This is a genomic window from Albidovulum litorale, assembly GCF_025751495.1.
Taxonomy (GTDB): domain Bacteria; phylum Pseudomonadota; class Alphaproteobacteria; order Rhodobacterales; family Rhodobacteraceae; genus Albidovulum; species Albidovulum litorale.
On sequence record NZ_JAOWKZ010000004.1, the window covers coordinates 22,487 to 48,450 of the forward strand.

The 25,964-nt window shown below is 63.6% G+C and carries 22 protein-coding genes; 3 read left to right on the forward strand and 19 right to left on the reverse strand.

Features of this window, described 5'->3' with window-relative positions; genetic code table 11:
* Positions 1 to 11: 11 nt before the first annotated feature.
* The 4 genes from OEZ71_RS15370 to OEZ71_RS15385 form a co-directional block, all read right to left on the reverse strand.
* Positions 12 to 1,196: a glycine cleavage T C-terminal barrel domain-containing protein gene (locus OEZ71_RS15370; RefSeq protein ID WP_263740907.1), complete on the reverse strand. Its 1,185-nt coding sequence runs from the start codon at positions 1,194 to 1,196 to the stop codon at positions 12 to 14.
* A 184-nt stretch (positions 1,197 to 1,380) separates the two neighbouring features.
* Entirely contained in the window at positions 1,381 to 1,872 is a 492-nt protein-coding gene (locus OEZ71_RS15375) for an Lrp/AsnC family transcriptional regulator (RefSeq protein WP_263740908.1), read from the reverse strand.
* A 300-nt stretch (positions 1,873 to 2,172) separates the two neighbouring features.
* Positions 2,173 to 3,243, reverse strand: coding sequence for an MBL fold metallo-hydrolase (locus tag OEZ71_RS15380; RefSeq protein ID WP_263740909.1), 1,071 nt, complete (start codon positions 3,241 to 3,243; stop codon positions 2,173 to 2,175).
* A gap of 46 nt (positions 3,244 to 3,289) precedes the next feature.
* Positions 3,290 to 4,024, reverse strand: coding sequence for a pirin family protein (locus OEZ71_RS15385; RefSeq protein ID WP_263740910.1), 735 nt, complete (start codon positions 4,022 to 4,024; stop codon positions 3,290 to 3,292).
* A gap of 242 nt (positions 4,025 to 4,266) precedes the next feature.
* Between OEZ71_RS15385 and OEZ71_RS15390 the strand changes: the two genes are divergently transcribed.
* Complete coding sequence (locus tag OEZ71_RS15390; RefSeq protein ID WP_263740911.1) at positions 4,267 to 5,187, forward strand: LysR substrate-binding domain-containing protein; 921 nt, start codon at positions 4,267 to 4,269, stop codon at positions 5,185 to 5,187.
* Positions 5,188 to 5,252: 65 nt separating this feature from the next.
* Here the strand turns inward: OEZ71_RS15390 and OEZ71_RS15395 are convergent, their stop codons facing one another.
* Genes OEZ71_RS15395 through OEZ71_RS15420 form a run of 6 tightly spaced genes read right to left on the reverse strand, consistent with a single transcriptional unit; the run spans position 5,253 to position 11,755 of the window.
* Positions 5,253 to 6,767, reverse strand: coding sequence for an amidase (locus OEZ71_RS15395; RefSeq protein ID WP_263740912.1), 1,515 nt, complete (start codon positions 6,765 to 6,767; stop codon positions 5,253 to 5,255).
* A complete protein-coding gene (locus OEZ71_RS15400; RefSeq protein WP_263740913.1) occupies positions 6,754 to 8,430 on the reverse strand; it encodes a dipeptide ABC transporter ATP-binding protein in 1,677 nt (558 codons plus the stop codon). Before OEZ71_RS15400 ends, OEZ71_RS15395 begins: the two co-directional genes overlap by 14 nt.
* Before the next feature lies 1 nt (position 8,431).
* Positions 8,432 to 8,935, reverse strand: coding sequence for an ABC transporter permease (locus OEZ71_RS15405; protein ID WP_263740914.1), 504 nt, complete (start codon positions 8,933 to 8,935; stop codon positions 8,432 to 8,434).
* Positions 8,936 to 8,943: 8 nt separating this feature from the next.
* Positions 8,944 to 9,303: an ABC transporter permease gene (locus OEZ71_RS15410; RefSeq protein ID WP_263740915.1), complete on the reverse strand. Its 360-nt coding sequence runs from the start codon at positions 9,301 to 9,303 to the stop codon at positions 8,944 to 8,946.
* The gene (locus OEZ71_RS15415) at positions 9,300 to 10,241 is read right to left on the reverse strand and encodes an ABC transporter permease (protein ID WP_263740916.1); all 942 of its coding nucleotides are present in this window, start codon (positions 10,239 to 10,241) and stop codon (positions 9,300 to 9,302) included. Before OEZ71_RS15415 ends, OEZ71_RS15410 begins: the two co-directional genes overlap by 4 nt.
* Positions 10,242 to 10,291: 50 nt before the next feature.
* The gene (locus OEZ71_RS15420; protein ID WP_263740917.1) at positions 10,292 to 11,755 is read right to left on the reverse strand and encodes an ABC transporter substrate-binding protein; all 1,464 of its coding nucleotides are present in this window, start codon (positions 11,753 to 11,755) and stop codon (positions 10,292 to 10,294) included.
* A gap of 174 nt (positions 11,756 to 11,929) precedes the next feature.
* On the opposite strand from OEZ71_RS15420, the gene OEZ71_RS15425 reads away from it, so the two are divergent.
* The gene (locus OEZ71_RS15425) at positions 11,930 to 12,748 is read left to right on the forward strand and encodes a helix-turn-helix domain-containing protein (protein ID WP_263740918.1); all 819 of its coding nucleotides are present in this window, start codon (positions 11,930 to 11,932) and stop codon (positions 12,746 to 12,748) included.
* 199 nt (positions 12,749 to 12,947) lie between these two features.
* Positions 12,948 to 15,344, forward strand: coding sequence for a phosphoenolpyruvate synthase (gene ppsA, locus OEZ71_RS15430; RefSeq protein ID WP_263740919.1), 2,397 nt, complete (start codon positions 12,948 to 12,950; stop codon positions 15,342 to 15,344).
* Here the strand turns inward: ppsA and OEZ71_RS15435 are convergent.
* The 9 genes from OEZ71_RS15435 to OEZ71_RS15475 form a co-directional block, all read right to left on the reverse strand.
* Positions 15,341 to 15,586 carry an acyl carrier protein gene (locus OEZ71_RS15435; protein ID WP_263740920.1) on the reverse strand — a complete coding sequence of 82 codons (246 nt, stop codon included), beginning with the start codon at positions 15,584 to 15,586 and terminating at the stop codon, positions 15,341 to 15,343. The two genes, ppsA and OEZ71_RS15435, sit on opposite strands and share 4 nt — an antisense overlap.
* On the reverse strand, positions 15,583 to 16,758 hold the full coding sequence (locus tag OEZ71_RS15440; protein WP_263740921.1) for a dihydrolipoamide acetyltransferase family protein: 1,176 nt from the start codon (positions 16,756 to 16,758) through the stop codon (positions 15,583 to 15,585). Before OEZ71_RS15440 ends, OEZ71_RS15435 begins: the two co-directional genes overlap by 4 nt.
* Positions 16,755 to 18,758 carry a pyruvate dehydrogenase (acetyl-transferring) E1 component subunit alpha gene (gene pdhA / locus OEZ71_RS15445; RefSeq protein WP_263740922.1) on the reverse strand — a complete coding sequence of 668 codons (2,004 nt, stop codon included), beginning with the start codon at positions 18,756 to 18,758 and terminating at the stop codon, positions 16,755 to 16,757. The genes OEZ71_RS15440 and pdhA overlap by 4 nt, the downstream gene beginning before the upstream one ends.
* Positions 18,755 to 20,500, reverse strand: coding sequence for an acetate--CoA ligase (gene acsA, locus OEZ71_RS15450; RefSeq protein ID WP_263740923.1), 1,746 nt, complete (start codon positions 20,498 to 20,500; stop codon positions 18,755 to 18,757). Before acsA ends, pdhA begins: the two co-directional genes overlap by 4 nt.
* Positions 20,501 to 20,508: 8 nt before the next feature.
* A complete protein-coding gene (locus tag OEZ71_RS15455) occupies positions 20,509 to 21,774 on the reverse strand; it encodes an ABC transporter permease (RefSeq protein WP_263740924.1) in 1,266 nt (421 codons plus the stop codon).
* Positions 21,771 to 22,898, reverse strand: coding sequence for an ABC transporter permease (locus tag OEZ71_RS15460; RefSeq protein ID WP_263740925.1), 1,128 nt, complete (start codon positions 22,896 to 22,898; stop codon positions 21,771 to 21,773). The genes OEZ71_RS15455 and OEZ71_RS15460 overlap by 4 nt, the downstream gene beginning before the upstream one ends.
* On the reverse strand, positions 22,895 to 24,406 hold the full coding sequence (locus OEZ71_RS15465) for an ABC transporter ATP-binding protein (protein ID WP_263740926.1): 1,512 nt from the start codon (positions 24,404 to 24,406) through the stop codon (positions 22,895 to 22,897). The genes OEZ71_RS15460 and OEZ71_RS15465 overlap by 4 nt, the downstream gene beginning before the upstream one ends.
* A 16-nt stretch (positions 24,407 to 24,422) precedes the next feature.
* Entirely contained in the window at positions 24,423 to 25,451 is a 1,029-nt protein-coding gene (locus OEZ71_RS15470; protein WP_263740927.1) for a BMP family lipoprotein, read from the reverse strand.
* Positions 25,452 to 25,544: 93 nt separating this feature from the next.
* Complete coding sequence (locus OEZ71_RS15475; RefSeq protein WP_263740928.1) at positions 25,545 to 25,928, reverse strand: hypothetical protein; 384 nt, start codon at positions 25,926 to 25,928, stop codon at positions 25,545 to 25,547.
* Between the last annotated feature and the right edge of the window lie 36 nt (positions 25,929 to 25,964).

Here is a 25,964-nt window from a genome sequence, read left to right on the forward strand (position 1 = left end):
CTGTGGCGCGTTCAGGCGGCGGCAATTTTCTTCTGCGGATCGTAGAAAGGGCGATCCACGATCGTGGCGCGTTCCGTTCCGGCCTCGTTGACAAGCCCGGTCCTGTTCACGACCTCCACCTCTGCACCCAGGACGGCATGCTCTGCCGCGACCATCGCCAGAGCAATGTTCTGTTTCAGGCGCGGCGAATAGACCGCCGAGGTGACCTTGCCGATGGTCACACCGTTCTTCCGGATCGGCCAATACGAGGTGTTCGGGCCCTTCAAGGGGGTACCCTCGATGATCAGACCGACCTGTTTGCGGCTGACACCCTGCTCCTTGATCCGGCGCAGCGCGGCCTTGCCGATGAAATCGGCCTCCATATCCAGGTTCACCAGCCGGTCAAAGCCCAGCTCGAACGGATTCGTGTTGATGTCGGCATCGGCGTGATAGGACAGCATGCCGCCTTCGATGCGGCGGATCGACGAGGTGTGACCGGGCTTCAGGCCAAACGGCTCGCCCGCCGCCATGATCTTTTCCCACAGCTCGTCGCCGCGCGATCCGTCCTGCAGGTAAAGCTCATAGCCCAGTTCGCTAGACCAGCCGGTGCGCGACACGATCAGCGGAATGCCGTCCAGCTCGACCGCGCGCAGCCAGTAGTATTTCAGGTCCATGATGCTGTCGCCGAAAAGCGCCTTCATCACCTCGCCGGATTTCGGGCCCTGCAGCTGCAGCGGTGAGACATCCGGTTCGCGGATCGTCACATCGAGCCCCGAATGCACGGCCACGCCCTGCGCCCAGAGCAGGATGTCGCTGTCGGCGAGCGAGATCCAGAAGTGGTTCTCGGCCAGACGCAGCAGGATCGGGTCGTTCAGGATGCCGCCATCGGCATTGGTGATCAGCACGTACTTGCACTGCCCGACCGTCATCTTCGACAGATCGCGCGGGGTCAGCATCTGCACGAATTTCGCGGCATCGGGACCTGTGATCTCGACCTGACGCTCGACCGCGACATCGCACAGGATCGCGTCGTTCACGAGGTTCCAGAAGTTCTGTTCCGGATCGCCGAAGTCGCGCGGGATATACATGTGGTTATAGACCGAGAACCCCTTGGCGCCCCAACGGACGGTTGCCGCGAAATACGGGGATTTACGGATCTGCGTTCCGAAACCGAATTCGTCGGCGTGCTTCGTACCAAAATCGCTTACTTTCGTCATCGTGTTTGCCCTTGCTGGCGGGTCATTCCCAGACCGCGCGACCTCGTCTAACTTGGCGAGGTTCTAGGGGCATTCAGGATGAAGATTCGGGCCAAAGATTCATGCTAGAGAGACCGAACGGACTATTTTTTATTGGGAGTTCGGACCGTTTGGTCGTTCTGGTAACCAAGCGGGTTCCGCGGGGTCACTTCCCGGAATCGGCCAGCAGGCGGGCGAGATTGGGCTGAACCGATTTGACCTCTCTGGTCACGATGTAAGTCATGTAACGGTCGATCCCGAGTTCTTGCGACAGCATGTCGTCCATCAGTGTCTGGAAGGCAGAAAGGCTGGTGGTAACAACCGTCATCACATAGTCCATCCCGCCACCCGTGGCCACGCATTCAGTGACCTCGTGAAGGTTGCGGATATGCATCTCGAAGCGGTCGAAATCCGTCTTGCGGTGGCTTTTCAGGGAAACCGTCACGACGACCTTGGAGACATCGACTATCTTCCCCAGCGCAAGGTCCGCGTGGTAGCCGCGGATAAGGCCGGCCTTCTTCAGCCGGGCAAAACGCGCCCAGCAAGGGGTGGCGGAGAGCCCGACCAGTTCCGACAACTCGGACTTACTCAGTTGGCCATGCTGCTGCACTGCACTGAGGATACGAATGTCTGCGGCGTCGAGGGCGGTTGGTTTCATTGTTTCACAGCTTTCATGAAAACCTCCCTCTGGACAATCTGATGCCCAACGGCTCGAACATCGAACCATCTACTCGCTGAAAGGTGGCGTTGCCAACCGGCTACTTGCAGAGACGCTATCTCGTGCCGCCAAGAAGAAATCTGTTATCGCCTCGGCCGGGAAGTCTTTGATGCAGTCAACAAGGCCGTAACTGCAGTTGACGCCCCTCACATGTCCGGCATGCTTATGAGTGGCCAGGTCAGTACGTCTTACTTGTATCGTTGGGCGGTCGCCGGAGGCGGCCCGCCCAACTGCAAGTCCTCAATGCATGATCGCGTGCAGCACGACGGTTTCGCAGTGACTGTCGGCCCAAAGGTCCACCACTGAGAGTTTGTCCTCCCAACGATCAATGATTTGCGCTGCGCATTTGTCGCGGACCTCTTCCATCGTCATGCGATAGGCGAGGTTGCCGTTCGAAAAGCCCGTCAACTCCATCTTCGCACCGAAGCGTTCAAGAAAGCTGGGCCACATGCCATAGACAGTGTCGCGAACGTCAAAGGCATAGTCGCGCGCCGTCTCGACATCCTGGCGGTTGCCAAGGACCGAAACATGACCCGACAGGAAGTGCTCGAAGTCGTAGGCGAGGAATGTCTCGAAGTTGGCCATGTAGCCTTCGAGATTGCTGGTCGCACCGAAGTTCATGAACGGTGCTTCGCCCGGTGTGATCGTGTCGACCGCCATGAGGAACTTCTGCTGGGGCAGATGGATCATCACGTCCGTGTCGTTGGCGTGGAAGTTAGCCGTCTTCAGCTCGATGGGTACCCCGCCGACGGACAGCGACAGCGCATCCTCAAATGTCTCTGTCGGCGTGAGAACCCCGCGCAGCGGATTGGCCGCAAGGCTGTCGGCGGTCGCTTGTGCGCCGATGACAGTCAATCCTTCAATATCGGCAAAGGCATGTCCGCCGCCATTGTGATCGGCATGTTTGTGGCTGAGGATGAAATGCGTAATAGGTACGCTCGGCGCCGATACCTCGATTGCCATGCGGTGACGGTCGCCAAAGCTCGGCGGCGCATCGAAGACGACGACGCCATCATCCGTCACCAGAAACGCCGATTGATAGATGAAGTCGGTAATGAAGAAGAGACCGGGTTCGATCTCGCCAACGTGGAGACCGAACTCGGTGTTCATCGGCGGTATTCTCGCCTTCATCGCCGGAAGCTCGGGGGCAAAGTGGCGGAAGCTATCGGGGTGATCGGTATCGGTCGAGATGGTGTTGGCCGGATTATGGCCGCGCTCCGACCCGGCCTTTCCGGGTGAGGAAAGGCCGATGATCGCAATGCCGACGCTCGCGGCAAGAGCAAGAAGGTTCGGGGAACATAAGGATTTCATGGTCTCCTCCTTTTAAGGGTTGGTGGTCGTTTGTGGTGGATTGTCTTCAGTCGATTGATCCGAGCCGGCCGGCACGATAGGCGGCTTCGACGGCGTCAAGCTCGGCCTGGCTGCCCATCGCGAACGGACCTCTCTGGATGAATGCTTCGCGCAGCGGTTTTCCCCGGAAAAGAACGACATGCGCCGCAACGTCCGAAGACACCTCGATTTCGGTTGCGCCCGCAAAGGCGATCGCCGACCCGCTCTGCAGAATGGTCGAAGACCGGTTCCATGTGACGGTTGGTGCCCCTTTGATGACCAGTAGCCAAGCGTGTTGGTCGCTTTCGCCCTGTTGCAGAAACCGGCCGCCTGCCTGGACTTTGATGTCCAGCAGAGTCAGCGGGGCGTCCGGCGCAGCTGCGCCGGTGATGCCGTTGCTATCGCCCAGCACGAGGCGAGCGGTGGAGCGTTCGCCAAAAAGAAAAGGAATGTCCGCTGCACGGATGTGAAATGCCGAAGGCGCGTCGTGCCTAGTGTCGGCGGGCAAACCCACGAAAACCTGCAGCGCATGTGTCCTGGCCCCAGGGCGCGGTTCTTCATTGTGAATTGCGCCGCGCGCGGCTTTGAACCAATAAAGATCGCCGGGCGCCAGATCGACATCGTTGCCCAAAGAGTCGCGGTTCCTGAATGCGCCTTCACTGTCTTGGAACATGACCGTGACCGCTGAAAGCCCGGCAAGGGGATGCGTCCCGAACGTGGGTTCGGTCATGGTAAAATGATCCACCATGATCAGGGGATCCATCAGCCCGCCGAAATCTCGGTGATGGTAGCTTCTGGCCGAAAATCCGGTGCCTTTCGCGATCGCCCTTCCGTCGCTTTGGACCAGCGTCTCGCAGGGTACTCCGGCAATTGTGTCGATGTGTTTGATGTTCATCGTTCTCACTCGCTTTAATGTCGTTGACGTTACAAACGAGACAATTCGTCGAAAACCGGTCAATATCAGGACCAATCGTTCTATCTGTGGAACGATATGGGAGATGATGCATGGACCTTAATGACGCCTTCTATTTTGTTCAGGTTGTTGAAAAGGGTGGTTTTTCCGCAGCATCGCGCGCGTTGAATGTTCCGAAATCGCGGTTGAGTCGCCGCGTCAGCCAACTTGAGGATGACCTGGGAGTCCGCCTTTTGCAGCGAACCTCGCGCGTCGTGACCACCACGGATATCGGCGAGGAGTACTATCACCATGCGCAGGGTGCTCTGATCCGCTTTAAGGCCGCGGAAACCGCAGTTCGACGCAGGGCCAATCGGATCGAAGGCGCTGTCACGGTGTCCTGTTCGGTAGGTATGGCGCAATTCGCGCTCGACCGGATCATACCGCGGTTCCTACAAGAGAATCCCAGAGTCACCGTCGTGCAGCGGGCGTCGAACCGGATGGAGGATTTGGTGAAGGACGGGATTGACGTGGCGATCCGTGGACACATGGACACGCTGCCCGATTCAAGTCTCATTCAAGTGAAGCTTGCTAAGCTGGAATGGCACCTGTTCTGTTCGCCCAAGTATCTCGAAAGCCTGTCATCGCCGGACGAACCTTCACGTTTGGCCGATCATCCGTCCTTGGTTCTTGGGCGCCCTGAAGACGTGCACCAGTGGCTGCTCACCGACTTAAACGGGCAGAGTGCCTCGGTGCCATGTCGCGTTCGATTGGCCAGCGACGACATGACAACGCTTAAGCGCACAGCAATATCTTCATTGGGAATTACTGCCTTGCCGTCATATGTCTGCGTGCCCGAGGTCGAAGCTGGCTCTCTTGTCCGGGTATTGCCAGGTTGGACAGCAGGTTGTCCACAAATCAGCTTGCTGATGCCATCTCGGCAGGGTCTTTTGCCCGTGGTCGAAGCTTTCATTGATTGCCTTAAACGAGAATTGCCCCCGGTGTTTGCCGGCACATGCAGAATTGATGGCTAAACCGGGCACGCCGCCAGCCGTTTTGACTATCGTTATGCCGCGTCAGCCGCCGACGGATTTCCGTTTCAAAATGAATCTCCGCAATCATGAAGCGCAGTTCCGCGTGACGGAGGATCGACGAGAAAACGGGGCCGGCGTTCGTCGCGGTCGAGCCAGGGCATTGTGCGTTCGAGAAGGCTTGCAACATGGAAAACCCGTGGGTCGTCGAAGGCGCGGGCGGCAATCTGTACACCGGAGGGCAAGCCGTTCGCCGCGATCCCGGCGGGAACAGCCAGGACCGGCAGGCGGGAGAGCATGTTGAAGACGGTTTGCAGGTTGCAGTCGTAGTCGCTGTCGAAATCCCGCCCCTGCACGATCATACGTTCCCAGGGCATCTGGTTTGCCCGGACCTCATGTGTTGCAAAAGTCGGGCAGATGAAGGCGTAGTACTCTTCCATCATCGGGCCGAAGCGGCTGTAGATATCGCCCGCGACGTCCAGGGACCAGAGGAACTGATCGGCAGTCGTGGTGCCCGACCGTTCGGCATAGAAGGCGGTGTAGTCGCAGACGAGATCGGGATGGGCTTCGACCTCGCGCTTCAGCGCCGAACCCATGAGGTGGTCCAGGTAGAACTTGCAGCCGTCGCGCACGTCCGCGCCCCAGCCGAGCGACACTTCCTCGATGCTGGCCCCGGCATCGGCCAGCGCCTCCAGCACCTTCATCGTCTGTGCCGCGACTTCGTCGGCCACGACGCCGTTGCCGACATCAAGCGTCCAGGCGATGCGCTTGCCCTTCAGGTCGCCCCAACCGCCGGTGGGGATCACCATCTTTTCGCGAACGGTGGCAATATCCTGCGGGTGAATGCCCGAGATGACGTTCTGCATGATCGCCGTGTCACCCACGGTCCGCGCCATCGGGCCGACATGGCAGTACCAGTCGAGATTGAAGGGCGGCTCGTCGGGCACACGGCCATATGGGGGCTTGTATCCGACGATGCCGTTCGCGCCCGCCGGACCCCGGATCGAGCCGCCGATATCGGAACCCGTGGCGAGCGTCGTCGTACCGGCCGCCAGCGCCGCCCCCGCGCCGCCAGAGGAGCCTGAGCAGGTATAGTCCGGGTTCCAGGGGTTGCGCGTCACACCATGCAGACGCGAGGCGGTGATCCAGGCGCAGCAGAATTCCGGCGTCGTGGTGCGGGCGTGGAAGATCGCGCCCGCCTCTTGCAGCCGGGTGGCGACCGGGTGGGTGTGGTCGGCGATGTAATCCTTGTAGATAAGCGACCCTTGGGTGTTGCGCTGGCCCTTGACCGGCATCTCGTCCTTCACGGCGACGGTGATCCCTTCGAGCGGCCGCGCGGTGTCGGGCCGCGTTGTCCAGACCTTCTCGGCCTGCCGCGCCGCCGCCATCGCCTTATCCGCGAAGGTCTCGGTAAAGGCGTTGATTACAGGTTCGACCTGCTCGGCCCGGGCAAGCTGTGCCTCAAGCACCTCGACGGGCGAGAGTTTGCGGGCGCGGAACAGGCGCAGCTGTTCCGTCGCGGGCATGTAGCACAGGTCAAGGTCGATTGTCGTCGCAGAGGTGGTCACGTCAGGCGCTTTCATGGGTTGGAAGATCGTGATGGGCGGCCGCGATCAGCCGGGCCGTATAGTCGTGTTCGGGCGCGGCGAAGATGCGCGCGGTGGGGCCGGTCTCGACGATCTGCCCCTTCAGCATCACCGCCACCCGGTCGGCGGCATGGCGCACAACGGCCATGTTGTGGGTGATCAGCAGGATCGAGAGGCCGAGCCGTTCCTGAAGACCGTTGAGAAGGTTGATCACCTCGCCCTGGACCGAGACATCGAGGCCCGCCGTGGGCTCATCCGCGACGATCAGCCGGGGTGACAGGGCCAGCGCCCGGGCCACGCCCGCGCGCCGCGCCTGACCGCCCGACAGTTCATGCGGGTAGCGGTCCGCAAAGCCGCCATCGAGGCCGGCGAGTGTCAGAAGCTCGACCGCCTTGCCGCGCGTCGCCTCGCCCCGGCGGCCGTGGACGACAAGCGGCTCCACCACTTGTTCGCCAAGCGTGCGGCGCGGCGAGAGGGAGCCTGCCGGATCCTGGAACATCATCGCCACCTCGGCCCGCGCCGCCTGCCACCCGGCGCGGTCGGCAGCGGTCAGGTTATCTGTCCCAAGCAGGATCGTTCCGCCGTCCGTCCGCACCAGCCCGAGGATCGCACGGGCCACCGTGGACTTGCCCGAACCGCTTTCGCCAATCAGCGCCAGCGTCTCGCCCTTGCGTATCTCGAACCCTACCTGCCGGACGGCGTGAACACGGTCTACCGACCCGCCAAGGGCGACAGGGAGGACGCCGCGGCGGGTATAGGTGACGGAAAGGCCGTTGACGGAAAGGGCCGGCGCCTCCTCCGTCTTCACGCGTCCGGCAGGGTCCGGCGCGGGACCCGCGCCGGGGGTTCCGGCATCCGCCATCGTGGGCTGGCGCCGTGTCGGGGTCAGGATATGGGCGGGATCGCAAAGGAGGAGCCGCCGCGTGTAATCGTCCTGCGGCGCGGCGAAGACGCGGGCGACGGGGCCGTCCTCACGCACCTCGCCGTCCTTCATCACCATCACCCTGTCACATAAAGTCGCGACCGTGCCGAGGTGATGGCTGACGAAGATGACTGCGCAGCCGGTTTCGCGCTGCAGGCGCCTAAGAAGGTCCAGCACCTCGACCTCCAGCGTCGCGTCAAGCGCGGTCGTAGGTTCGTCAGCCAAGAGGATGTCAGGGCCAAGCATGAGCGCCATGGCGATGGAGACCCGCTGACGCTGCCCGCCCGACAGTTCGTGGGGATACATCTCCGTTCGCCGCTCCGGTTCAGGCAGGCTGACCCAGTCGAGCGCGTCGATGACGCGGGCGCGTTTTTCCCGCGCCGACCAAGGCTCGCGGTGCAGGACGTCCATCATCTGCTGGCCGATGGTCAGCCCGGGCGCGAGCGAGGTCATCGGATCCTGCGAGATGTACGAAATCCGGGTGCCGCGCAGTGCGCGCAGCCGGTCGGGCGGCAGGCGCAAAAGGTCTGCGCCCTCGAACCACACCTCGCCCGAATTGATCGCGGCGGTTTCCGGCAGAAGCCGGGTCAGCGCCCAGATCAGCGTCGACTTTCCCGAGCCGCTTTCACCGACGATGCCGAGCGTTTCGCCCCGGTGGAGCGTGAACGACACCCATTTGACCGCCTGCATAGGGCCGAAGCGCACGGCGAGGTTGTCGACCTGAAGAAGCCTGTCCATCTCAGCCCCTCCGCCGCAGTTTCGGATCGAAGGCGTCGCGCAACGCCTCGCCCAGAAAGGTGAAACCCAGCGTGGCGAGGATTAGGGGCAGGCCGCCCGCGATCACCAGCCAGGGCGTGTGGCCGACATATCGGAACCCCTGATCGAGCATCAGGCCCCAGCTTGTCGCGGGCGCCTTCACGCCGACACCGAGGAAGGAGATACCGGCCTCGGCGGTGATATAGGCGGGAATGTCCATCGACGCGATGATAAGGATGGGGCCGATAGCATTGGGCAGGATGTGGCGCAGGACGATCCGCGCGCGGCCCATGCCCATCGCCCGCAATGCCTCGACATATTCCGCCGAAGATTGCGCGATGACCGAGGATCGCATGACGCGGGCGTAGTAAGGAACCGAGGTCGCGATCAGAAGGCCCAGGAGCACGCCCATGCCGCCGCCGAAGATCGGCCCGATGGCCAGCGCAAGGATGATCACCGGATAGGCGCGGACCGTGTCGAAGCCCATGGTCAGGACTAGTCCAGCCAGCGCGGCCCCATCGCCGCCAGCATCCCCAGAAGCCCGCCGATCAGGACAGAGAGGGTCGTGGCGACAAGGGCGACCGTCAGCGCAATCCGCCCGCCCCAGATGGCGCGGCTGAGAACGTCGCGGCCCAACTCGTCCGTTCCCAGCCAATGCGCGGCGCTTGGACCTTGCAACTTTGCGGGCACGTCCAGCGCCGCCGGATCGTAGGGCGCGATCCATGGCGCGAAGAACGCCGAGACGATCAGCAAGACCGCGATGGTGAGACCGAAAAGCCCCATCGGATCGCGCAGGAAGGCGCGAAGGCCTCCGGCCGGTTTCACGGCGCTGATGTTGGTGTTCACGGCAGTCATTCCCGGCTCTCCTTGAAGCGCGGGTCGATCAGCGCGTTGAGGATGTCGGCCAACGTGGTGGCCGCGACCAGAAGCGTGGTGGCGGCCAGTACCGCACCGAGGGTGACGGGGTAGTTCCTGAGGATCACCGCGTCATACATCAGCTTGCCGATGCCGGGCCGGGCAAAGACGATTTCAGCAAAGACGGCGCTGCCCAGCATGTATCCGACGCCGACGCCAAGCACGGTGACAGTGGGCGCCACGGCGGTGCGCAAAGCATAACGGTAGACAATACGCCCCTCGGCCAGACCGAAGGCGCGGGCATTGCGGATATAGTTGGCTGAAAGCACTTCGATCATCGAGGCGCGGACAAGGCGCGCGATATAGCCGACCCAGCCGATGCCCACCGCGACGGCGGGCAGGATCAGGTGATGGAGACGCTCGGCCAGCCCCTCACCCGCGCCGATGGCCGGGAGCCAGCCGAGCGCGGCGGAGAACAGAAGCATCCCGTAGATCGCGATGATTACCGGCGGGACCGAAATCAGGCTGACCGACAAAAGCCCGATCGCCCGGTCAAAGAAGCTGTTGCGCCGTACCGCCGCTGCACAGCCGAGAGGAATTCCGAGGCCCGCCGCGATGACGAGAGCCGCAAGGATCAGTTCGACCGTATAGGGCGCGTGCGCGGCCAGAACCTCGGTCACCGGGCGGCGCGAGCGCAGGTCGGTGCCAAGATCGCCAGAGAGGACCGAACCCACATAGCGCGCGATCTGCACTGGCATCGGCTGGTCGAGACCCAGCTTTTCGGCAAAGGCCGCCTTGATCGCGGGCGTCGCCTTCGGCCCCAGCATGGCCGAGGCCGGATCGCCTGGGGCCGCCTGAACGATGACATAAAGCGTCGAGATGGCGAGCAGAAGCACGGCGCAGCCAAGCGCGATCCGCCGCAGTATATAGCCGAACATGAAGGGCTCCGGTCAGGGTCGGGGGCGGAAGTGCCCGCCCCCGTTATCGCCTAGTTTACCGTTTTGGCGAAGGCGCCGAAGACGGGCCGACCATCGGGCAGGCTGCCCGGCACGATCCCATCGCGCCAGAGCACGGTCAGCGGTTCATGGGTGAGGAAGAGGAAATCGCCGCTGTCCTCCAGCATGTCCTGAAGCTGGACATAGATCGCGGCGCGGCCGCCTTCGTCCACCGTCTCGCGCGCCTTTTCGACCAGCGCGTCATAGTCGGGATCGGCAAGCCCTTCCCAGTTCCAGACGCCGACCTGATCGGAGATGAAACATTGCAGCGTGTAAAGCCCGTCCGGGTTGCCGAACCAGCTTTTCACGTGCAGTTGCAGGTCCTTGGCGCGTTCCTCGTCCACGGCCCAGAATGTGCCCTCGTCCTGCCCGTTCAACTCGACCGTCAGGCCGATCTCGGCGAGGTTCGCCTGCATGATCTGGGCAATGGCCGCGCGGTTGGCGGTGTTGACGTAGTCAAGACGGATCACCGTGCCCTCGGCCCCCGCCTCGGCGATCAGTGCCTTCGCACCTTCGACATCGCGCTCGATCAGCTTGCCCTCGCGGTAGCCGGGCAGGCCCGGGGCGACGATGCCGGGGGCCTGTTTCGCGTGGCCGTTCGAGGTGGCCTGAAGGATCGTCGGAATGTCGATCGCCTTCTGGATCGCATGACGGACGCGGATGTCAGACAGCGCTGGATGGGTTTCGGAAATCCCCAGCCAAAGCGGGTCGATGGACTGCTTGAGCGCCACCTGTCCGCCGCGCGGCGGACTGGCCGACCAGTTGTCGAATTCCAGTGCCGAGACGCCCGAGACATAGTCGACCTCTCCCGCCTCGAACGCGACGCGCGCGGCATTGTCGTCGGGGATTGCGATCAGCTTGATCTCATCGAAGGCGCCGGGGGCACCGGTCCAGTCAGGGTCCTTTTCCAGCACCATCGACTGGCCCGGTTCGAAGCTCCTGAACCTGTAGGGGCCGGTCGTGGCTACCGGTGTCGCCTCGAAATAGCCACCCGACGCCTCGGCCGCGGCCTTGGACACGATGGCGCCCGTGCCATAGGTCATCGTCGCCGACCAGAAGCTGGGCGACGGTTTGGCCAGATGGATGATGCCGGTATATTTGCCCGTCACCTCCACATCGGTCAGCAGCGCGTATTCCGGTGCCAGCGCACTTTCCAGATCGGGATTGGCGTGGCGTTCGTAGGAGTATTCCACATCCTCTGCTGTCAGTTCGCCGTAACCACCCGACCACATGATGCCGGACTTCAGCTCGAACGCGATATTGGCCGGGTCCGAGAGATCGACCGACTTTGCCGCTTCGAGTTCGACCGTCCATTCGTCCCCGGCGACGTATTTCGCAAGCCGGGGGTAGAGGTTGTCGATCAATATCCATTCCGAGCTGGACCCCGCATAGGCCGGATCGAGATAGCCTGGATCGGCCGGAATGGCGATGCGCAGCGTGTCTGCGAGGGCGGTCATCGGGAGCGCTGTGGCCAGGGCCGTCGATACGATCAGGCGAACAGTTGGGGTCATGGTCGGGGCCTTTTCTGAGGTCGAGGTGAACGAAGGATAGGACCGGACAATGTCAGAAAGAAAGTTGATTTGACGCAAGTTTTTATGCCAGATGAAGCGAAAGAGCATAAAAGAGCATATATGAGCGACAGTAATCTCCCGCAGAATCTTCGGCTTCTCTGCAGCTATGGCGATTCCGTATCCGAGATCTGTCGGCGGATCGGCCTGAACCGGCAGCAGATGAACAAGTATCTCAGCGGCCAGACCCAGCCCTCACTGTCCACCCTTCGGCGGATCTGCGATTTCTTCGGCGTGGACGAGGGGGAAATCCTGATGCCACCGCGCGAATTCGCGTCTCTCGTCCGCCTCAGGCCGCCCCGTCTTGGACCAGCCCAGAACCGTTTCGAACTACAGCTTGAGCGTCTTGTCGATCACGGAACCACATCGGCCCAGCTTTTGGAGCGGCACGAAGGCTACTACTATGTGCATTTCAGCCCGGACCCGGACCGGGACTATATCCTACGCGCCCTGTGCCGCCTCTACCGAGCTGACAATCGCTGGCTGTCAAAAACCATCGAACGCCATGGCGATGAGGAATTCGCCGTGCCGTCCCCCCTTCGGTTTAGCGGCGTCGCCATCGAGGCGCATAACCGGTTGATCATCCAGGAGCGGGAATACGGCATGGGGCGCAGCTTCTGGTCCACGATGCTCATAGCCTCTGAATACGCCGCGCCGACGTTCCTGCCGGGTCTGGTCCTCGGGATCGCACCGGAAGGGTCGCACGATATCGTTGCAACCCACGTCGTCTGGCAGTTTCTGGGCCGCAACCCGAACCTGCGCGCGGCCCTGCGCGGCTGCGGCGTATACGCCTCTGACAGCTCCGACATTGCGGATTATGTACGGCGGTCATGGGCGTCGAGTGCTACTCCGGAACAGCGTATTCTGACGGCATCCTACTGAGCCGGTTCCAGATCTTCGCTGGTTGCCGCCAACACCGGTGTGCTGCGGCCCCCCTCATCCGGTTTGGGCCGTTGGTGGTCACAAGATAATCGCACGCGCCCAAACCGCCGGTCAGATCGACCCGCCGAGTTGAGCGAAATCAGTCCGTGGCGGTGAAGATCCGGTGACAATCGTGCGGGCGCTTGATCTGGAGGATGCAATGAAAACCGATGACCGCCACGTGCGCAATCTGGACAGCGTAACGCGTAACGACATTGCCCTCGTCGGCGGCAAGAATGCCTCGCTCGGCGAAATGGTCCGTGAACTGGGGGCGAAAGGCGTTCGTGTTCCACCGGGTTTTGCCACGACCGCATTCGCATACCGCGACTTCCTTGCGGCAAACGATTTGGGTCCGAAGATCGCCAACCGCCTCGCCCAGTTGAACGCGGGAAAGTTGAAACTGCACGAGGCGGGTGACGCGATCCGCCGGATGATCGTCGATGGAGATTGGCCAGACGACACGGAGAAGGCGATCCGCAGGGCCTATCGCGATCTGGCGGACGGCACCGGCACTGCCGAACCTGCGGTCGCCGTCCGCTCCAGCGCCACGGCCGAGGACTTGCCGGATGCGAGTTTCGCTGGTCAGCAGGAGACCTTTCTGAACGTGCGGGGCGAGGAGGCACTTCTGGCCACATGCCGGCGTTGTTACGCCTCGCTCTTCACCGACCGCGCGATCACGTACCGGCAGATCAAGGGCTTTGACCACGACAAGGTGGCATTGTCTGTCGGCGTGCAGCAGATGGTACGGGCCGATCTGGGCGGGTCGGGGGTGATGTTCTCCATCGACACCGAGACGGGATTCGACAAGGTCGTGCTGATCAATGCCGCCTGGGGGCTGGGCGAGAATGTTGTGCAGGGCGCGGTCAACCCGGATGAGTATCAGGTCTTCAAACCGTTCCTCGGCAAGCGCGGTCTGGTCCCGATCCTTGAAAAGCGTCTGGGGGCGAAGGAAAAGAAGATGATCTATGCCGGCGCGTCCGGCGGCGAGACCCGGAACGTGCCGACGTCGAAAGCCGAGCGGGCAGCGTTCGTTCTCGGCGATGACGAGATCCTGACATTGGCGCGTCAGGCCAAGGTCATTGAGGATCACTACGGTCAGCCGATGGATATGGAATGGGCAAAGGACGGAGAAACCGGCGACTTGTTCATCGTGCAGGCGCGGCCCGAGACGGTTCAGTCGCGCCGCACGGCCGGGTCGCTGAAATCCTATGCGGTGGCGAAGACGGGGCCCAGGCTGCTCTCCGGTCTCAGTGTCGGCGATGCGGCGGTCAATGGCCAGGTCTGCCTGATCGAGACGGCGGCAGAGATCGATCGTTTTGTCGACGGATCGGTCCTTGTCACCTCGACGACTGACCCCGATTGGGTGCCGATCATGAAGCGCGCCGCCGCGATCGTAACCGATCATGGCGGGCGCACCTCGCATGCTGCCATCGTCAGCCGCGAGCTTGGCCTGCCCGCCATCGTCGGCTGCGGCGAGGCCACGCATGTGCTGCATGATCAGCAGGAGATCACCGTTTCCTGCGCGGAGGGCGAGGACGGATTCGTCTATCAGGGACACGCAGAGATAACCGTGGAGGAACAGGACCTGGCCGGGATCGAGAAGACCCGCACCGGCGTCATGCTGAACCTCGCCAATCCCGCCGCCGCCTTCCGCTGGTGGCGGCTGCCGGTGGACGGGGTGGGCCTTGCGCGGATGGAATTCGTGGTGAATTCGTCGGTCAAGGTCCACCCGATGGCGCTGGTCGAATACGATCGGCTGACCGATCCCGACGCACGCAAGGCGATTGCCGATCTGACGCGGGGCTATGCAGACAGGGCCGAGTATTTCGTCGATCACCTCGCGCGCGGCCTGTCGCGGATCGCCGCCGTCTGCCATCCGAAGCCGGTCATCGTCCGGATGTCGGATTTCAAGACCAACGAATACGCCGACCTTCTGGGCGGGCGTCAGTTCGAGCCCGAGGAGGAAAACCCGATGATCGGGTTTCGCGGCGCGTCGCGCTACTATTCCGACCGTTACCGCGCGGGGTTCGCGCTGGAATGCCGGGCGATCCGGCGGCTGCGTGAGGAGATGGGGTTCGACAATGTCATCGTCATGATCCCCTTCTGCCGTACGCCGGACGAGGCCGACCGGGTGCTGAAGGTTATGGCCGAGAACGGGCTGAAGCGCGGCCGTAAGGGACTTGAGGTCTATGTGATGTGCGAAATCCCGTCAAACGTCGTGCTCGCCGCCGAATTCGCCGAACGGTTCGACGGGTTCTCCATCGGCTCGAACGACCTGACGCAACTGACGCTGGGCGTGGACCGCGATTCAGAGATCCTCGCGCCGCTTTTCCGCGAAAGCGATCCGGCGGTGATGTGGATGATCCGCACGGTGATCCGCGAGGCGCACAAGGCCGGATCGAAGGTCGGTTTCTGCGGGCAGGCGCCCAGCAATGACCCGGCCTTCGCACAAAGTCTGGTCGGGCTGGGGATCGACAGCATCTCAGTCACACCGGACAGTTTCCTGAAGGTCAAGCGCAACGTCGCCGAGGCAGAGGGGGCGTTGCCACCACACTAGCCGGTCTTGGCGACGAGGTAGTCGCACAGATGGTCGAACGTGTCCATCTGCGGATAGTCGGCCTCGGGCATCTCAAGCCCGAAGCGTTTCGCAAGCGCGGTGACGAGGTTCAGGAAGTCGATGGAATCTATATCGAACTCCTCGCGGAGGTCTTGGCTGCGGTCGACATCTTTCATGTCGATGTCCGGGGCAATCGTGGCGAGTTCGGCGGTCAGGATCTGTTCGATGCTATCGCGGGTCATATCGTGTCGGGCCTTTGCAGATGGGTGTCGATGGCGCGCAGAAAGAGCGCACCGCGGTGGCCGTCGCTGACGCGGTGGTCGGCGGCGAGGGTGAGCGTGGTGACGGGTCGGGCGACGACCGCACCATCCGCGATCCAAGGCGCAGTACGCGGGGTGCCGATCCCGACGATGGCGACTTGCGGCGGGTAGATCACGCCGAAGAGCCCGTCGACGCCGCGGTCGCCAAGGCTGGTCAGGGTGATCGTCGCGTCCGACAATTCACGCGCCTTGAACCGCCCGGCGCGGGTGCGGGCGATAAGGTCGCGCATGTCGGACATGAGCGTGTCGAGATCCTTTTCACCCGTGTCGAACAAGGCGGGCGCGACCAGCCCCTTGCCGCGCAGGTTGATGGCAAGGCCGACATGGACGGCATCAGACGGTGCAAATGCATCTTCGGTGTAGGTGCCGTTGAATTCCGGATAGTCGCGAAGCGCGCGGGCAACTGCCTTGACGTACAGGGCGGCGGGGACGAGCCGGTCTTCAGGCGCGCGGCCGGCATTGGTCCGTGCGACGAAACCCTCGAGCGCGCTCAGGTCGCTTTGGTGCGAGAGGTAGTAGTGCGGGATCTCCCGCTTCGACCGTGCCATCGCCGCCGCGATGGCGGCACGCATGTCGGGCATACCGGATTGGCGGGGCCGGGCCTGCACGTCGGCATAGCGGATGGTGCCGTCTGCCCTTGCCGAGATGGTGCTGAGGTCGATGCCGGTTCGCGCCGCCAACCGCCGTGCGGCGGGCGAGGCGCGGGCGCGCAGTTCCGGAAAGGGCTGGTCCGGTTGCGGCAGCTCCGGCGGGGGCAGTTCAGGGCCGGGTGGCTGCGGCAGGGGCTCCGGACGAGGCGGCGCTTCGGGCGGTGGCGGCTTTGGCACCGGGTCCTGCGGTTGCGGCGTCTCGGGTTCACCCTGCGCCCGGATCATCGCGAGCGGCGTTCCGACCGGGACCTTTTCACCGATCTGCACCAGCCAGTTCTCGAGCCTGCCATCCTCGAACACCTCGATCTCGATGGCGCCTTTCTGGGTCTCGACAACCGCGATGATGTCGCCGCGATGTACGTCCGTTCCAGGGCTGATCAGTTGTTCCACCAAGGTTCCGGCCTCCATATCCGCGCCGAGCGAGGGCATGAGAAACGCGCTCATGGCTTTGCCTCCATCACCGCTCTGACGGTTTCGTCGATCCGATCAGTCTGCGGGATCGCTGCCTGTTCAAGATGTGCGGCGTAAGGGATCGGCACTTCGGCGCTGCAGACCCGGGCAAGTGGTGCGTCAAGCTCCCAGAACGCTTCTTCGGCCAGCCGCATGCCGATCTCGGCGGCAAGGCTGCCGGTCTTCCAGCCCTCATCGACGATTACGGCGCGCCGTGTCTTGCTGACCGATGTCAGGATTGTCGGCAGGTCGAGCGGACGGAGCGTGCGCAGGTCGATCACCTCGGCCGAGATGCCATCCGCCGCCAGCGCCTCGGCGGCATCGAGCGTCTTCCAGAGCGATCCGCCATAGGTGATGAGCGAAACATCCGTGCCCTCGCGCCGGATCGCGGCGCGGTCGATGTCGACGGGTCCGGCGTTTTCGGCCAGATCCCCTTCGCGGTTATAAAGCATGACGTTTTCGAAGATCAGGACCGGATCGGGGTCCTGAAGTGCGGTCCAGAGCATGCCGCGCGCGTCTTCCAGCGTAGCGGGGGCAAGAACACGAAGGCCGGGGATATGGGCGTACCAGCCTTCCAGCGAATGGGAATGCTGCGCGGCCAGTTGCCGCCCCGCGCCGGTTGCCATGCGGATCACGACGGGCACGCCAAACTGGTTGTTCGACATGTGCCGGAATGTGGCCGCCGTGTTCAGGATCTGGTCGAGCGCCAGAAGCGAGAAGTTGACCGTCATTACCTCGACAATCGGCCGCATGCCCGCGATCGCGGCCCCTATGCCAGCCCCGGTAAAGCCGGATTCGGAAAGTGGCGTGTCGCGGATGCGGTCGGGGCCGAAGCGGTCGAGAAGCCCCTTGGAGACAGCATAGCACCCGCCGTAACGCCCGACATCCTCGCCCATCAGAAAGACGCGGTCATCGCGCTCCATCGCGTCGGTGATCGCGGCCTTGACGGCCTCGCGGTAGGTCGTCGTCATCGTCTTTCCGGGCGGTTCCATGACCGGCGGGTCGGGCCTGTCGGGCGCCGTGACGAAGCGGGTCAGATCGGCGATGGGTTCGTCCTGACCCGCCTCGGCAAAGGCGACCGCCTCTGAAATCTCGGCGTCGACTTCGGCGATCAGCGCGGTGACCTCATTTTCATGCAACAGACCGTTCTCCAGCAGCCAGGTCTGGAACCGCACAATGGGCCCCTTCGCGCGCCATTCCTCGACCTCTTCCTTTGGTCGGTAAAGCTGGGCGTCGAACATCGAATGCGCGCGAAAGCGGTAGGTGCGGCATTCCAGGAATTGCGGTTTGCCGGTGGTGGCGATGGCCTTCAGCGCCTTGCGCCCGGCGGCCTCGACGGCGACGACGTCCATGCCGTCCACCACGCTGCTTTCGATGCCGTAACTGCGCGCCTTGACGCTGATATCGGTCTCGGCCTCGGATATCGCCAAAGCCGTGCCCATCGCATAGCCGTTGTTTTCGCAGACAAACAGGACCGGTAGACCCCAGAGGGCGGCGAGGTTCATCGCCTCGTGAAACTCGCCCTCGGCCACCGCGCCTTCACCGAAAAAGCAGGCGGTGACGGCATCGCTGCCCTGCATCCGGTCGGCAAGCGCGAGGCCGGTGGCCAGAGGCAGGCCGCCGCCGACGATAGCATTGCCGCCGTAGAAGTTGTGATCCCGGCTGAAAAGGTGCATCGACCCGCCACGCCCGCCGGCACAACCCTCGGCCTTGCCGTACATCTCGGCCAGAACCGCGCCCATCGGCACGCCCCGCGCCAGCGCATGCCCGTGTTCGCGGTAGGTGGCGACCAGCCGGTCCTTGTCCTCCAAGAGCGGGATCACCCCGACTGCTATCGCTTCCTCGCCGTCGTAAAGGTGCAGGAAACCGCGGATCTTCTGCTGTGTGTAAAGCTCGGCACATTTGTCCTCGAACCGGCGGATGCGGATCATCGCCTTCAGAAGGTCGCGGACATGGGTGTGGTCTAGGCGGGGTTTTTCGCTGGTGACGGTCATTGTTCATCGCTTTCAAGGGTCGAGATATCGCCTTCCGGCAGGCCAAGTTCGCGCGCCTTCAGAAGCCGGCGCATGATCTTGCCGCTGCGGGTCTTGGGCAGGTTCTTGCGAAAGACGATGTCCTTGGGGGCCACGGCGGGGCCAAGGCGTTTGCGGGCATGGCCAAGCAGGTCGAGCTTCAGATCTTCGGTCGGCTCGAAGCGCGGCTTCAGCGCGACATAGGCCTTGACCAGTTCGCCCGCGGTTTCGTCCGGCACGCCGATCACGCCCGCTTCGGCCACGGCCTCATGCTCGATCAGCGCGCTTTCCACCTCGAAGGGTCCGATCAGGTGCCCGGCGCTCTTGATCAGGTCGTCGGCACGGCCGACGAACCAGAAATAACCTTCGGCATCACGCATCGCGAGATCGCCCGAGAGGTACCAGCCATCGCGGAAGCACTTTTTGTACCGCGCCTCTTCATGCAGGTAGCCGCGCATCATCGAGGGCCAGCCGGGGCGCAACGCCAGTTCGCCGATGGTGCCGGGTGTCGTGACCTCGGTCGCGCCCGCCTCGGTCACCTCGACGATCCCGGCATCGATCCCTGGCAGGGGCTTGCCCATCGACCCGGGTTTCACATCCATCGACGCATAGTTGGCGATCATGATGCCGCCGGTTTCCGTCTGCCACCAGTTGTCATGGAACGGTCGGCTAAAGACCTCGTTGGACCAGACCACCGCTTCGGGGTTGAGAGGCTCGCCGACGCTTGCCATGAAGCGCAAGGCCGAGAGGTCGCGCCCTTCGACCGCCTCCGCCCCGGCTTTCATCAGCATGCGGATCGCGGTCGGCGCGGTGTACCAGACCGTCACAGCTTCGCGCTCAAGGATGTCGTACCAGCGGCCTGCATCGAACTCGGCCTCATCGACGATCATGGTGACCCGGTTGGTCAGGGGCGCGATGATTCCGTAGGAGGTGCCGGTGACCCAGCCGGGATCGGCGGTGCACCAGTAGATGTCCCCGGGCCTTAGGTCGAGCGCGATCCTGCCTGTCATGTTGTGGGCCACGACCGCCTCGTGAACATGGACGACGCCCTTGGGTTTGCCCGTCGTGCCGGAGGTGAAGTGGAGTAGCGCCATGTCCTCCGGGTCCATCGCCTCGGTCGCGAAGCGGTCCGGCGCGGCCTGCATCAGAGGCGGCAGCGTGGCGCAGCCATCCGCCTCGCCATCGGTCAGGAACACGGTCCGCAACTCGGGCAGCCGGTCACGCAGCCCCGCGACTTTGCGCTTGTAGAGCCGCGCGGTCGTGATCAGCGCATTGGCGCCGCCGATCTCCATCCGGGCATGGATCGGCTCGGGCCCGAAGGCGGAGAAAAGCGGGCAAAAGACGCAGCCCGCCTTCAAAGTGCCGAGCGCGGCGATATAAAGGTCGGGCGTGCGGCCCATCAGGGCATAGACACGGTCGCCGCTAGCAAGACCCTGAGCGCGAAGGACGCCGGCGAAGCGGTTGGTCTGCTGTTGCAGGTCAGCATAGGTGAAATCCCGCCGCGCGCCGTCCTTGCCGATCCAGCGCAACGCGGTCTGTTCGCCATGCCCGTTTGCGACATGGCGGTCGATGGCCTCATGCGCGATATTCAGCTTGTCGCCCGGCAGTCCGTCAATCAGGCCCTGCGCCACGTCCCAGGTGGATTCTGCGCGCGCCGCGTCATAGTCGGTCATGTTGGCTTGGCGCCTGATCTCCTCGGGCTTGGTTATGTGGTCCTTGGTCATCCGGGCCTCTATTCCTTCACATAGGGTTTGCCGTCGGCGGCAGGCGCACGGGCGCGGCCGATCAGGCCGGCGACGACGACGATGGTGGCGATGTAGGGCGCCATGGCGAGGAATTCGGACGGGATCGGCGTCTGCAGCAGCGCGAGTTTCTGCTGAAGCGAATCCGCGAATCCGAAGACAAGCGCGGCAGCGAGCGCGCCGACCGGGTGCCAGCGGCCGAAGATCATCGCGGCGAGCCCGATGAAGCCACGCCCGCCGGTCATGCCCTCGTCAAAGCGACCAACGGCGCCGAGCGTGAACCACGCCCCACCGAACCCTGCGACCATGCCCGCCAGCGTGACGTTGATATACCGCGAACGGTAGACGTCGATCCCCAGCGTATCGGCGGCTTTCGGGTGCTCGCCGACCGCGCGGGCGCGGAGGCCATGGCGCGTGTAAAAGAGGTAATAGGTCGCGACGCCGACCATGATCAGCGCGCCGTAGACGAAGATGTTTTGCTGGAAAAGCATCGGCCCGAGAACGGGAATGTCGCCCAGGAGCGGTATCTTCACCGCGCGGAAGACCGGCGCGTCGTTCAGGCCCCGGTATTCCTGAAAGACCTGGCTGCTGACATAGGAGGTCAGGCCAAGGACGAAGAGGTTGATCACCACGCCCGCGATGATCTGGTCCATGCGGTAGGTGACGACGAGGGCGGCGAGGATGAAGCCGAAGAGCCCGCCCACCGCGACCGCGGAGATGAGACCGCCGAAACCCCCAATGAGCGATCCCATGAGCGCGCCGGTGAAGGCGCCGGCCAAAAGCATCCCCTCGATGGCGATGTTCACGACCGCAACCCGTTCGGACAGCACGCCCGCCAGCCCGCCAAGCGCGATCGGCACGGCCCGCACCATCGTCGCCTGCAACATGCCGGTCAGCGAAAACGCCTTGCCCGAGGCCGCCCAGACCAGAAAGGCCGTGACAGCCAGCGCAAGGCCGAAGCCCAGCGACAGGGCGGTCCAGCGCCCGCCGCCGCGGATGAACTGCCGCGCCCCAAGAAAGCCGAGAAGCGCTGCGGCGGCGTAGAGGAAAGGCTGCGCGGGCACTGCAAGGTCGGGCAGGGGCAGCGCATCGGTCGGGCGTGACAGGCGGAAGGTCGCGTGGCCCGTGGCATCGGGCACGAAGGCAAAGAGGACGAGTGCCGCAAGCACGATCAGGACGATCCCGGCAATACGCGCCTGCCGCTCGCGCCCGGTGTCGAGCTTTGTTTGTTGTGGAAGGTCGGTCGCGGCGGTCATGTCTTCGGCCCTCCGGATTCGGGTTTGCGGAACCCCCACGGGAAGAGCGCGCGGACCAGCAAGGGGGCGGCGACGAAAACGATGATCAGCGCCTGAATGATGCCGATCAGGTCGATGGAGACGCCCGCATCGACCTGCATCTGCCGCCCCCCGGCCTCCAGCGCGCCGAAAAGAAGGCCGGCAAAGAGGACACCCACCGGATGCGACCGGCCCAGCAGTGCCACCGCGATGGCGTCAAAGCCGATCCCAGCGGAAAATCCCGGTGTCGCGCGGCCGAGGACGCCCAGTACCTGATTGGCCCCGGCAAGACCGGCAAGCGCCCCGGCCGTTCCCATGGCCAGCACGATGACCAGCCCGGCGCGGATACCCGCATAGCGCGCCGCATCGGCGCTTTCGCCGCTGGCGCGGAATTCGAACCCGATGCGCGAGCGGAAGAGCACCCACCAGATCAGCGCGACCATGGCCAGCATCAGAAAGACACCGGCATGGACGCGCAGGTTGGGGTCGATGAAGCTCAGCAGGCGCGGCAGTTCGGCGGCCTCGGGTACCGATTTCGATATCGGATCGGCGCGCCCTTCCTTCTGGATCGCGGGCATGCGCAGCAGGTAGTCCAAAAGCCGGTAGGAAATGAGATTGAGCATGATGGTCGAGATCACCTCATGCGCGCCGGTGGCCGCGCGGAGCCATCCGGCGATCGAGGCGTAGAACGCCCCCGCCAGCGCGCCTGCCAGAAGCGCGATGGGCAGGTGGACCGCGGCGGGCAGGCCCGACAGGGAGAACCCGGCGATCACCGCCGCCATGCCGCCCATCAGCAGCTGCCCCTCGGCCCCGATGTTGAAAAGCCCCGCCCGGAACCCAAGCGCGAGGCCGAGTCCGGCAAGGACCAGCGGAATCGCGGCGGTCAGGGTTTCAGAAAGCGCGTTCAGCGACCCGACAGACCCGCGCGCCAGAGCGACATAGGATTGGCCGATCGTGGCAAGGTCCACGTTTGTCGCCAGCATCGTCAGTGCGCCGAGGATCAGCGCGGCGACCACCGCGAAAAGCGGCACGATCACGATGTCCTCGACCTCGGTCCGGCCCCAGACCGGCCGTTCGAGCAGATCCTTCATGTTGCGCCCGTTCATGCCGCCGCCCCCGCCATGGCCAGGCCGATGGCGCCCTTGTCGACCGGCCCTGCGCCTGTGTCGAACTCGGCCACGATGCGGCCCTTGAACATCACCAGAATCCGGTCTGCGAGCGACAGGATCTCGTCCAGCTCGGACGAAACGATCAGCACGCCGTCCCCTGTGTCGCGCGCCTCGACCAGCCGTTTGTGGATGTATTCGATGGAGCCGACATCAAGCCCCCGCGTCGGCTGCCCGGCGATGGCTAGAAGCGTTTCGCGCGACAGTTCCCGCGCCACGACCAGTTTCTGCTGGTTGCCGCCGGAGAGGTGACCGGCGGCGGTATAGACCGACGGGGTGCGCACGTCGAAATCCAGCACGGCTTGCGCGGCCTTCTCGGCGACATGGTCCCACATCACCGACGGGCCGCGGCTGAACCGCTCGTCGTAATAGGTGTCCAGAACCATGTTCTCGGCAACTGTGAATTTCGGGATCAGGCCGCTCTTCTGCCGGTCCTCGGGGATATGGGCGATGCCCGCCCTGTGGCGGGCGCGGACCGAGGCATGGGTGATGTCGGTGCCATCATAGGTCACGGTTCCACCGGCCGCGCGGCGCAGGCCGGTCAGCGCCTCAATAAGCGCCGACTGACCGTTGCCCTGAACACCCGCGATGCCGACGATCTCGCCGCTATGCACCGTCAGGTTCAGGTGATCGACGGCGACCGCGTCGTCGTCGCGCAGGACGGTGAGGTCGCGCACCTCAAGCAGCGCGCGGCCGGGATTGAAGGGTGCCTTTGCCACGTCGAAACTGACGGGCCGGCCCACCATCATCTCGGCCAGCGACTTCGGGGTCAGGTCGCGCGGCAGGCCCTCACCGGTGATGCGTCCGCCCCGGATCACGGCGATCCGGTCGGAGATGTCGAGGATCTCGTTCAGCTTGTGGGTGATGAAGACCAGCGCCTTGCCCGCATCCCGCAGCGCCCGGACCACTTCAAAGAAATCCTTGACCTCCTGCGGGGTCAGGACGGCTGTCGGTTCATCAAGGATCAGGACATCGGCGGCGCGGAAGAGGACCTTGATGATCTCGACCCGCTGCTGGACGCCGACGGGCAGGGTTTCGACCAGAGCGTCGGGATCCACTTCCAGCCCGTATTTCCGGCTGATTGTAGCGACCTCGGCGCTGGCCTTCGCGCGGTCCAGCCGGTCAAGACGCCCGACCGGCTCGACCCCCAGCACGACGTTTTCAGCGACGGTGAAGACCGGGACCAGCATGAAGTGCTGATGGACCATGCCGATCCCGGCGGCGATCGCGTCTGCCGGGCTGGTGAACGTGACCGCCTGCCCGTCGATCAGAATCTCGCCCTCGTTCGGGCGGTAAAGACCGCAGAGCACGTTCATCAGTGTCGACTTGCCCGCGCCGTTTTCGCCCAGCAGCCCCAGCACTTCGCCGGCGCGGATGGAGAGGTTCACGCCCTCATTCGCGACAACCTCGCCGAACCGCTTGGTGATGCCGCGAAGCTCGATATCCATCGTGCTGGCCCCCGGATCAGGGGCTGACGTCGATGCTGCCGTCGATGATGCCCTGCCGGACCGACGCAAGTTCGGCCTTGAGGTCCTCGGGCACATCGCCTTCCATGTCGTGGAAGGGAGCAAGGTCGACGCCGCCATTGGCCAGCGTGCCGGTCAGAACCCCGCCCTCAAAACTGCCTTCCATCACGGCCTTGATCACCTGCAACACGGTCGCATCCATGCGCTTGGTGATTGAGGTCAGGTAGACGTGTTTCTTCGCCGGGTCGGTAAAGTAAAGGTCGGCATCGACGCCGATGATCTTCAGCTTGTCGGTGCCGAGTTCATCGGCCAGTGCCGCCGAGCCAAGGCCCACCGGCCCTGCGACCGGTAGGACGATGTCGGCGCCTTCGTCATAAAGGTTCTGGGCAAAGGCACGGCCGTCGTCGAGCGAGTCGAAGTTGTTGGTGAAGAGCCCCTCGCGCGTGGCCGGGTCCCAGCCGAGCACGGTCACAGCGGTGCCCTTCTGGCTGTTGTAGTAGGTTACACCATGATGGAACCCGTCCATGAAGATCGTCACAGGTGGAATGTTGATCCCGCCAAAGACACCGAGCGTCCCGGTTCCGGTCATGCCAGCGGCGAGGTAACCCGCAAGGAACGCCGCCTCATCGGTCGCGTAGACCTGGCCTAGCACATTCGGCAGCGCCGGGTCATAAGCGAAGTCGACGATGGAGAATTTCTGGTCGGGGTTCTGTTCGGCGGCTGTCTTCGTGGCGTCACCCAGAAGGAAACCCACGGTGATGATCACGTCGCATGCCCCGCCAAGCAGCGAGTTGATGTTGGCCTCGTAATCCGTCTCCGCTTGAGATTCGAGAAAGCGCCCCGAAATGCCCAATTCAGCCTCGGCATCCTCGACCCCTTTCCAGGCGGTCTGGTTGAAGCTGTTGTCGTCGATGCCGCCGGTATCGGTGACCTGGCAGGCGGTAAAGGCGGCTGCCGCGAGCGCGGAACTGGCCAGAAAGGCTGTGGCGCAGGCGGACTGACACAAGAATTGGGCGAAGCTTTTCATGGCGTTCTCCTTTCATGGCGAATCCGGATCGGGATCCGGACGTTCCTGCCGATGCAATGCTAGACCTGCGCGCCCGCCCGGAATTGACGCCGATCAGTTCGCGCCAGTGGCCGGACTACGCAACGCGGCGACACGCACCATGGCGGCCAGGATGGCATGCGACAGGACGGGTCCCCGGCCGATCCCGATCATGAAATCGTCGTCGAGCGTATCAGACCGGCGCAAAGTGCAGGTCCAGTGCCCGTCGGCGTCATTGGTGCGGCCTTTCAGGCTGATCGACCAGTCCGGCAAAGCGAGGTCGACAAGATGAATTGCTTCGTCGCTGGACTGGATCACCGGCATCCGGTCGGCGGGCCATCTGTCCTTCAACGGTACAAGTGGCCGGATCAGCCCGAGCACGGCGGTGGCGGTTTCAGGGCTTAGATCAGCCGACCCCTCAATCGTGACGGCGATCCCTTCGATGTCAGCTCTGGTCATCGTTCTCTCCGTGTCTGCGGTTAAGAATAGCCCGTC

Bases quoted from the DNA above. Each gene is read 5' to 3' on its own strand.
- OEZ71_RS15410 (WP_263740915.1), bottom strand. From the start codon at position 9,303: ATGACTGCCGTGAACACCAACATCAGCGCCGTGAAACCGGCCGGAGGC.
- OEZ71_RS15455 (WP_263740924.1), bottom strand. From the start codon at position 21,774: ATGACCGCCGCGACCGACCTTCCACAACAAACAAAGCTCGACACCGGG.
- pdhA (WP_263740922.1), bottom strand. From the start codon at position 18,758: ATGACCGTCACCAGCGAAAAACCCCGCCTAGACCACACCCATGTCCGC.
- OEZ71_RS15370 (WP_263740907.1), bottom strand. From the start codon at position 1,196: ATGACGAAAGTAAGCGATTTTGGTACGAAGCACGCCGACGAATTCGGT.
- OEZ71_RS15395 (WP_263740912.1), bottom strand. From the start codon at position 6,767: ATGAAAGCGCCTGACGTGACCACCTCTGCGACGACAATCGACCTTGAC.
- OEZ71_RS15420 (WP_263740917.1), bottom strand. From the start codon at position 11,755: ATGACCGCCCTCGCAGACACGCTGCGCATCGCCATTCCGGCCGATCCA.
- OEZ71_RS15415 (WP_263740916.1), bottom strand. From the start codon at position 10,241: ATGTTCGGCTATATACTGCGGCGGATCGCGCTTGGCTGCGCCGTGCTT.
- ppsA (WP_263740919.1), top strand. From the start codon at position 12,948: ATGAAAACCGATGACCGCCACGTGCGCAATCTGGACAGCGTAACGCGT.
- acsA (WP_263740923.1), bottom strand. From the start codon at position 20,500: ATGACCAAGGACCACATAACCAAGCCCGAGGAGATCAGGCGCCAAGCC.
- OEZ71_RS15465 (WP_263740926.1), bottom strand. From the start codon at position 24,406: ATGGATATCGAGCTTCGCGGCATCACCAAGCGGTTCGGCGAGGTTGTC.
- OEZ71_RS15375 (WP_263740908.1), bottom strand. From the start codon at position 1,872: ATGAAACCAACCGCCCTCGACGCCGCAGACATTCGTATCCTCAGTGCA.
- OEZ71_RS15435 (WP_263740920.1), bottom strand. From the start codon at position 15,586: ATGACCCGCGATAGCATCGAACAGATCCTGACCGCCGAACTCGCCACG.
- OEZ71_RS15400 (WP_263740913.1), bottom strand. From the start codon at position 8,430: ATGGACAGGCTTCTTCAGGTCGACAACCTCGCCGTGCGCTTCGGCCCT.
- OEZ71_RS15390 (WP_263740911.1), top strand. From the start codon at position 4,267: ATGGACCTTAATGACGCCTTCTATTTTGTTCAGGTTGTTGAAAAGGGT.
- OEZ71_RS15380 (WP_263740909.1), bottom strand. From the start codon at position 3,243: ATGAAATCCTTATGTTCCCCGAACCTTCTTGCTCTTGCCGCGAGCGTC.
- OEZ71_RS15405 (WP_263740914.1), bottom strand. From the start codon at position 8,935: ATGGGCTTCGACACGGTCCGCGCCTATCCGGTGATCATCCTTGCGCTG.
- OEZ71_RS15385 (WP_263740910.1), bottom strand. From the start codon at position 4,024: ATGGATCCCCTGATCATGGTGGATCATTTTACCATGACCGAACCCACG.
- OEZ71_RS15425 (WP_263740918.1), top strand. From the start codon at position 11,930: ATGAGCGACAGTAATCTCCCGCAGAATCTTCGGCTTCTCTGCAGCTAT.
- OEZ71_RS15475 (WP_263740928.1), bottom strand. From the start codon at position 25,928: ATGACCAGAGCTGACATCGAAGGGATCGCCGTCACGATTGAGGGGTCG.
- OEZ71_RS15440 (WP_263740921.1), bottom strand. From the start codon at position 16,758: ATGAGCGCGTTTCTCATGCCCTCGCTCGGCGCGGATATGGAGGCCGGA.
- OEZ71_RS15470 (WP_263740927.1), bottom strand. From the start codon at position 25,451: ATGAAAAGCTTCGCCCAATTCTTGTGTCAGTCCGCCTGCGCCACAGCC.
- OEZ71_RS15460 (WP_263740925.1), bottom strand. From the start codon at position 22,898: ATGAACGGGCGCAACATGAAGGATCTGCTCGAACGGCCGGTCTGGGGC.